Here is a 7,683-nt window from a genome sequence, read left to right as displayed (position 1 = left end):
ACCCGGCTACACTCGGCACTGAGCTACAAATCGCCCAACGACTACGCCCGGCAGCTTGCGGCTGCCGCCTGAACACGGCTTCATGGCGTCCGTTTTTAGGGGGCCAGATCAGTGAGCCGCATGGATGCGGCGACCAAGCCCCCATGGACGGGTTCACGGCGTCCCCTGCCACCGGACCCACCCCGCCAATCCACAGGAACCCCTGCTTTTGACGTTGACGTTGCCCTGGCTCGCAGCAGGTGCAGGGCTGCAAGCCCTGCAAAAAGAAAACCCCCTCTTTTGCTGCGGCGCAGAATGCATGGATGGGCGCTGCCTGCTTTACTTCAATCGATCTAAATCCGCCGGGGTGCGGATTTGTACCGATGGAAACGAGGCGCTCGGCCACCGCGGCCGGCGCTTCGCTGCCGCCCTGCCGCCAAGGAGTCCTGCCCGTGACCAGGTTGTCCCGCCGTCTGTCTGCCCGCCGCTCGCCGAGCCTGTCCCACCACCCGCTGGCCCGCGTCGCCTGCCTGCTGGCACTGGCCGTCACACCTTGGCTGCAGGCCGCACCGGCCGCGCTGGAGCGCGAGGTCAATACCTTCATCGGCAGCAAGGATGACGGCAACACCTTCCCCGGCGCCTCGGCACCGTTCGGCCTCATCCAGGTCAGCCCGATCGGCAGCCACTACTCGGGCTGGCGCTACGACGATGAGAAGATCCGCGGCTTCGGCCATTCGTTCCTGTCCGGCGCCGGTTGCTGGGAGCAGGGCGGCCAGGTCTCGATCCTGCCTGTCACCGGCAGCATCGGCCCCGGCCGCGATTTCGATACCGCCAACCCCAAGCAGTTCGACCACAAGGCCTACGCCTCCACCTACACGCATGATGGTGAAGTCGGCCAGGCCGGCTACTACAAGGTGCGCCTGACCAGCTACGGCGGCATCGATGCCGAAGCCACCGCGCGCACGCGTGCCGCGGCCGAGCGCTATACCTTCAGCCAGCGCAGTGGCGATGGCCACGTGATGATCAACGTCGGCCAGGCCAACGAGCGCCATTCGGTCATCGGCAGCGTGGTCGACGTGGTCGGCGACCGCGTGGTCGAAGGCAAGCTGGTCACCAAGAGCTTCTGCGGCGGCCACCAGTACACCACCTGGTTCCGCGTCGAGTTCGACCGCCCGTTCAAGGCGCATGGCACCTGGGGCGAGACCGGTGGCCTGCCCAATGCGCGGCACAGCATGGAAGGCGAGCAGAAGCCGAACGGCGCCTGGCTGACCTTCGATCTGGCCAAGGGCCAGTCGGTCACCGCGGTGAGCGCGATCTCGCACGTCGATGCCGAAGGTGCGCGCAGCAACCTGCGCGCCGAGGGCATGCAGGGTGGGGCGCTGATCGGTTTCGACAGGATGCGTTCGCTGTCCCAGCAGGCCTGGCGCGAGCAGCTGGCGCGGGTGCGCGTACAGGGTGGCAGTGGCGATGACCGCACCGTCTTCTACAGTGCGATGTACCACGCGCTGCTGCAGCCGCTCACCGGCAGCGATGCCGACGGCCGCTACCGCGGCTACGACGATGGCATCCACCGCGCTGATGGCTGGACCTACTACGAGTACTTCTCGCTGTGGGACACCTACCGCGCGCAGAACCAGTGGCTGGCGCTGACCCGCCCGGACGTGGCCCGTGACATCGGCCGAACCCTGCTGGCCATCGACGAGCAGGGCGGCTGGCTGCCGCGCTGGGGCTATGCCAACTTCGAAACCAACATCATGACCGGCGACCCGGTCACGCCCTTCATGGTCGATCTGTGGCGCTTCGGCGCGCTCAAGGGCCGTGAATCGCAGGCCTGGGATGCGCTGCGCCGCAATGCCTTCGGTACGCCGCCGCTGAACTCGCGGATGGCCGGCCGCTCGGGCAACCCGACCTACCTGGACAAGGGCTACGTGGCCTACGACCGCGCCTTCCCCTCCAAGGGCATGGACGTCGATCCGCATCACGGTGGTTCGGCCACGCTGGAGTATGCGGTGGCCGACTGCGCGCTTTCGCAGATGGCCGATGGCCTCGGCCACGCCCAGGATGCGGCGACGCTGCGCGAACGCGGCCGCAACTGGCACAAGGTATGGGACCCGCAGGTGCGTGACGCCGAGACCGGCTTCACCGGCTTCCCGCGCCCGCGAACCGAGGACGGCCAGTGGTACACCCCGGCCGACGGCCATTACAGCCCGCGCTCGCAGCACGGCTTCCATGAAGGCACCGCCTGGCAGTACCAGTGGCTGGCGCAGCAGGACGTACCGGGCCTGGTGGAAGCAATGGATGGCCGTGAGCAGGCTGGGCGCCGCCTCGATGCCTTCTTCGCGATGGATGCGCTGGAGGCCGATCCGCTCAATGCCGCCCGCAAGGAGTGGGTGGTGGGGCCGTACAGCTACTACAACCAGTTCCGCTACAACCCCAACAACGAGCCGGACCTGCATTCGCCCTGGCTGTACACCCTGATCGGCCAGCCGTGGAAGACCGCCAACGTGCTGCGCGCCGCGCAGCAGCTGTTCACCAATGCGCCCAACGGCGTGACCGGCAACGATGACCTGGGCACGATGTCGGCCTGGTACCTGTTCAGCGCCATCGGCATGTACCCGGCGGTGCCGGGCAGCGGCGAGTTCCTGCTGCACACCCCGCGCTTTGCCAAGGTAGAAGTGGACATGGGCAATGGCCGCACCCTGCGCATCGACGCGCCGGGCGCCGACGGCCGCCGCCTGCAGTACGTGCAGGGCGTGCAGGTCGATGGCCAGGCGCATGCACCGGTGTGGCTGGACTGGAGCCGCCTGCAGCAGGGCCCGCGCCTGCGTTTCGCCCTGGATGGCAAGGCGCCGACCCAGGGTTGGGGCACCGCCGTGGCCGACCTGCCGGTCTCCTGGTGCGCTGCACCAGGCAGCCAGCTGCGATGATCTGTGCTGTGCCGTTGGAGGCAACCCAGCGAACGGCACGGCATGATGTGGTCACGATCCATTAGGCTTGAGGCTCCAGCGGAGTCCGGGAAGACGATGAACGACAATGGCGGCAGTTCCAGCAAGCGTTCCGGCAAGGCGGTGACGGTGACCGACATCGCGCGTGCCATCGGCGTTTCGCGCGCGACCGTGTCGCTGGTGCTGCGCGGCAGCCCGCTGGTCAACGTCGATACGCGGGCCAAGGTCGAGGCCGAACTGCGCCGGCAGCGCTATGTCTACAACCGTGCGGCGGCCAACCTGCGCCGTCGCACCTCGTCGAGCATCGCGCTGGTCATCAACGACCTGTCCAACCCGTTTTTCGCCGAATTCGCGTCCGGCGTGGACGAGGCCCTGGGCGGACGCGGCTACGTCACCCTGCTGGGCAGCACCGGCGAATCGCCCGAGCGCCAGCAGGCGGTGCTGTCCACGTTGATGGAACACACCCCGGCCGGCCTGATCCTGTCGCCGGCCGAGGGCAGCGATGCCACCCGGGTGCGCCAGGCGCTGGGCGCCAACGCCAACGTGCTGCTGTTCAACCGCGAACTGGACGGCGCCGACTGGGACTTCCTGACCCTGGACAACCAGCATGGCGCCTACCTCGCCACCCGCCACCTGATCGAACGCGGCCATCGCCAGATCGCCTTCTTCGGCGGCCATGCCGATTCCAGCTCGTGCCACCAGCGCCGCGCCGGTTTCCAGCAGGCGCTGGCCGAGGCCGGGCTGACGCTGCCGCCGGGCTGGATGATCGAATCGGCGCCGAACCGCCTGGAGGCCGCGGCGCGCACCGACGAGCTGTTCGTCGATGGCCACCGGCCGAGCGCGGCGGTCTGCTACAACGACACGGTCGCGCTGGGGCTGATGCTTGGCCTGAACTCGCGCGGCATCCGCCCTGGCGGCGATTTCGCGGTCACCGGGTTCGATGACATCTCCGAAGCGTCGGTGGCGGTGCCGCCGCTGACCACCCTGACCGCCGACCCGCGCGAGCGTGGCCGGCAGGCGGCCGCACTGCTGCTGCAGCGCCTGGACGACCCGGATGCGCCGCCGCAGCGCACGGTCGCCCCGGTGCAGCTGCGCATCCGCGAAAGCAGCGCCGCCCGCCCGAACTGATCCTTTTCAACGCACACTCCTTCCACGCAACAACGACCTTCCGCGCATCGAGGCGCGAAACGCATGCCGATCTCCGCAACGCCCCGCCCATCGGGTTCCCCCGGCAACGCACCGGCCGTCACCAACGGCAAGGCATTGGCCGTGGTCACCACCATCTTCTTCATGTGGGGCTTCCTGACCTGCCTCAATGACATCCTGATCCCGCACCTGAAGGCGGTGTTCGAACTGAACTACGCCAAGGCGATGCTGGTGCAGTTCATCTTCTTCGGCACCTACTTCCTGATGTCGCTGCCGGCGGGCCGCCTGGTCGCCGTGCTGGGTTACAAGAAAGGCATCGTGGCCGGCCTGGTCATCGCCGGCATCGGCGCGCTGGGCTTCTGGCCTGCGGCCGAGCTGCGCGTGTATGGCGCCTTCCTCGGCGCGCTGTTCGTGCTGGCCACCGGCATCACCGTGCTGCAGGTCGCCGCCAATCCCTACGTGGCGCTGCTGGGCCCGGAGCAGACCAGTTCCAGCCGCCTGACCCTGGCGCAGGCGCTGAACTCGCTGGGCACGGCCATCGCGCCGATTTTCGGAGGCATGCTGATCCTGTCCAACACGGTCAAGAGCGCCGATGAACTGAACGCGCTGCCGGCCGCCGAGCAGCTGGCTTACCGCGCCGCTGAGGCGCAGGCCGTGCAGGGCCCCTACGTGGGCCTGGCGGTGGCGCTGGTGCTGCTGGCGCTGTTCGTGTTCCTGTTCCGCCTGCCGGCGCTGAGCGATGCGACCGAACAGGCTGACCAGGGCCACCACCACAGCTACTTCGATGCACTGCGCAAGCGCCACCTGCTGCTGGGCGTGCTGGGCATCTTCTTCTACGTCGGCGCGGAAGTGTCGATCGGCAGTTTCCTGGTCAACTACCTGTCGATGCCGAGCATCGGCGGCTTCAGCGAACAGCAGGCGACGCACTACGTGTCGGCGTACTGGACGATGGCGATGATCGGTCGCTTCGCCGGTTCGGCCCTGCTGGCGCGCTTCTCGCCCAGCCGCCTGCTGGCGATCTTCGCACTGGTCAACGTGGCCCTGCTGGCCACCACGATGATGACCTCCGGCAGCGTCGCGCTGTACTCGGTGGTGGCGATCGGCCTGTTCAACTCGATCATGTTCCCGACCATCTTCGCGCTCAGCATCGAGCGCCTGGGCCCGCTGACCAACAAGGGTTCCAGCCTGCTGATCATGGCTATCGTCGGCGGCGCCGTGGTGCCGTACCTGCAGGGCGTGCTGGCGGACCACATCGGTGTGCAGGCCAGCTTCATCCTGCCGCTGCTGTGCTACGGCTACATCATCTTCTACGGTCTGGTCGGCGCACGTACGCCGGCTTCCGCAACGCAGGGAGGCTGAGTCGGAAATGGATGCCATTGTCTGCTTCGGCGAAATTTTGATCGATCTACTAGCGCAGCCGCCGGCCTCGGCCGACACCCCGCGGGCGTTCCTGCAGTACGCCGGCGGTGCGCCGGCCAACGTCGCCGTGGCCGCCGCGCGGCTGGGTGCGAAGACCCAGTTCGTCGGCATGCTCGGCCGCGACATGTTCGGTGACTTCCTGGCCGAGAGCCTGGTCGAGCACGGCGTCGGTACCGACTACATCGTGCGTACCGATGCGGCCAAGACCGCGCTGGCCTTCGTCGCGCTGGATGCCGCGGGCGAGCGCAGCTTCAGCTTCTACCGCCCGCCGGCGGCCGACCTGCTGTTCCGTGACAGCGATTTCCAGGCGGCCTGCCTGGACAACGCACAGTGCTTCCACGTCTGCTCCAACAGCCTGACCGAACCGGCCATCGCCGAGGCGACTTTCGCCGGCATGGACCGCGCCCGCGCCGCCGGTGCGGTGGTCAGCCTGGACCTCAACCTGCGCCCGGCGCTGTGGCCGGCCGACGTGGACCCGACGCCGTGGCTGTGGCAGGCGCTGGAACGCGCCGACCTGGTCAAGCTGTCGCGCGAGGAACTGGATTACCTGGCCGCGCCGCACGGCGCCGAGGGCGACCAGGTGGTCCTTCAGCGGCTGCTGGCCGCGCAGGCGCGCTGGGTCATCGTCACTGACGGTGCCGCCACGCTGCACTGGTACACCCGTGAGCAGCAGGGCCAGGTCACCAGCTTCAACGTGGCCACGGTCGATACCACGGCGGCCGGCGATGCCTTCGTCGGTGGCGTGCTGGTCGGCCTGCTGGAGCGCGGTGGCGCAGGCGCAGGCTTCGCTGCGTTCTGCCAGGACCCGCAGGCCATCGGCGCCACGCTGCGCTTCGGCGCCGCGGTGGGCGCGCTGGCCGTTACCCGCAAGGGCGCGTTCGCCGCGATGCCCTCGCTCGCTGAAGTGCAGCAGCTGCTGCAGGCACAGGACCTTTCCGCATGAGCACCTCGCCTGATTTCCGTTCGCCCGCGTTCCTGCGTGCGCACATCGCCGACACCATGGCGTTCTACCATCCGCGCTGCATCGATCCCAACGGCGGCTTCTTCCACTACTTCCGTGATGACGGCAGCATCTACGATGCCGGCCACCGCCACCTGGTGAGCAGCACGCGCTTCGTCTTCAACTACGCGATGGCCTACCGCGAATTCGGCAATGCCGAATACCGCGAGGGGGTCGAGCACGGCGTGCGCTATCTGCGCGAGGTGCACCGCAACCCGGCCACCGGCGGTTACGCCTGGACCCTGCGCGATGGCAAGGTCGAGGACGACATGAACCACTGCTACGGCGTGGCCTTCGTGCTGCTGGCTTACAGCTGCGCGCTGAAGGCGGGCGTCGAGCAGGCCCGCACGTGGATGGACGAGACATGGCAGCTGCTGGAAGCGCGCTTCTGGGAGCCGCAGCACGGGCTGTACAAGGACGAAGCCGATGGCCAGTGGAACTTCACCGGCTATCGCGGGCAGAACGCCAACATGCACATGTGCGAGGCGATGCTGGCCGCGTTCGAGGCCAGTGGCGAGCAGCGCTATGTGGAGCGCGCGCTGCAGCTGGCCGACAACATGACCCGCCGCCAGGCCGCCAAGGCCGGTGGCCTGGTCTGGGAACACTACGACGTGAACTGGGAGATCGACTGGGATTACAACCTGGACAACCCCAAGCACCTGTTCCGCCCGTGGGGCTTCCAGCCTGGCCACCAGACCGAGTGGGCCAAGCTGCTGCTGATCCTGGACCGCCACGTGCAGGCCGACTGGCTGGTGCCGACCGCGCAGCATCTGTTCGATGTGGCGGTGGAGCGCAGCTGGGACGAGGCACGCGGTGGCCTGTATTACGGCTTCGCGCCGGAATCGCGCCGCCAGCCGGGCATGGACGGCGCGCCAATCGGTGGCGACAGCTTCGTCTGCGACGACGACAAGTACTTCTGGGTGCAGGCCGAAACGCTGGCCACCGCCGCGCTGATGGCCAAACGCACCGGCGATGACCGCTACTGGCAGTGGTACGAGCGCATCTGGGCGTACTCGTGGGAGCACTTCGTCGACCACCAGTACGGTGCCTGGTTCCGCATCCTCGATGCCGACAACCGCAAGTACAGCGACGAGAAGAGCCCGGCCGGCAAGGTGGATTACCACACCATGGGCGCGTGCTACGAAGTGTTGAACGTCGTTCGTTGAGGAAGGTTCGCCGGGCATGGTCCGGCGC

Annotated in this window: 5 protein-coding genes; all 5 read left to right on the top strand. The window is 67.9% G+C overall.

What is annotated here, in order from left to right; translation table 11 throughout:
* Positions 1–431 precede the first annotated feature (431 nt).
* The 5 genes from AC1VXD_RS03995 to AC1VXD_RS03975 all read left to right on the top strand — a co-directional run bounded on the left by AC1VXD_RS03995 (position 432) and on the right by AC1VXD_RS03975 (position 7,655).
* Positions 432–2,906, top strand: coding sequence for a GH92 family glycosyl hydrolase (locus tag AC1VXD_RS03995; RefSeq protein ID WP_482990941.1), 2,475 nt, complete (start codon positions 432–434; stop codon positions 2,904–2,906).
* A gap of 96 nt (positions 2,907–3,002) precedes the next feature.
* Entirely contained in the window at positions 3,003–4,052 is a 1,050-nt protein-coding gene (locus AC1VXD_RS03990) for a LacI family DNA-binding transcriptional regulator (protein ID WP_406231636.1), read from the top strand.
* Between the two features lie 63 nt (positions 4,053–4,115).
* Positions 4,116–5,429: an L-fucose:H+ symporter permease gene (gene fucP / locus AC1VXD_RS03985; protein WP_482990940.1), complete on the top strand. Its 1,314-nt coding sequence runs from the start codon at positions 4,116–4,118 to the stop codon at positions 5,427–5,429.
* Between the two features lie 7 nt (positions 5,430–5,436).
* Positions 5,437–6,432 carry a carbohydrate kinase family protein gene (locus tag AC1VXD_RS03980; RefSeq protein WP_482990939.1) on the top strand — a complete coding sequence of 332 codons (996 nt, stop codon included), beginning with the start codon at positions 5,437–5,439 and terminating at the stop codon, positions 6,430–6,432.
* Positions 6,429–7,655 carry an AGE family epimerase/isomerase gene (locus AC1VXD_RS03975; RefSeq protein WP_482990938.1) on the top strand — a complete coding sequence of 409 codons (1,227 nt, stop codon included), beginning with the start codon at positions 6,429–6,431 and terminating at the stop codon, positions 7,653–7,655. The genes AC1VXD_RS03980 and AC1VXD_RS03975 overlap by 4 nt, the downstream gene beginning before the upstream one ends.
* Positions 7,656–7,683: the final 28 nt, after the last annotated feature.

The organism is Stenotrophomonas sp. STEN054 (genome assembly GCF_056854535.1).
The sequence above is the reverse complement of the archived record's forward strand: the minus strand, read 5'-3'. Positions and strand labels throughout refer to the sequence as shown.

Coding starts and splice junctions, on each gene's coding strand:
- AC1VXD_RS03990 (WP_406231636.1), top strand. CDS start 3,003: ATGAACGACAATGGCGGCAGTTCCAGCAAGCGTTCCGGCAAGGCGGTG.
- fucP (WP_482990940.1), top strand. CDS start 4,116: ATGCCGATCTCCGCAACGCCCCGCCCATCGGGTTCCCCCGGCAACGCA.
- AC1VXD_RS03975 (WP_482990938.1), top strand. CDS start 6,429: ATGAGCACCTCGCCTGATTTCCGTTCGCCCGCGTTCCTGCGTGCGCAC.
- AC1VXD_RS03980 (WP_482990939.1), top strand. CDS start 5,437: ATGGATGCCATTGTCTGCTTCGGCGAAATTTTGATCGATCTACTAGCG.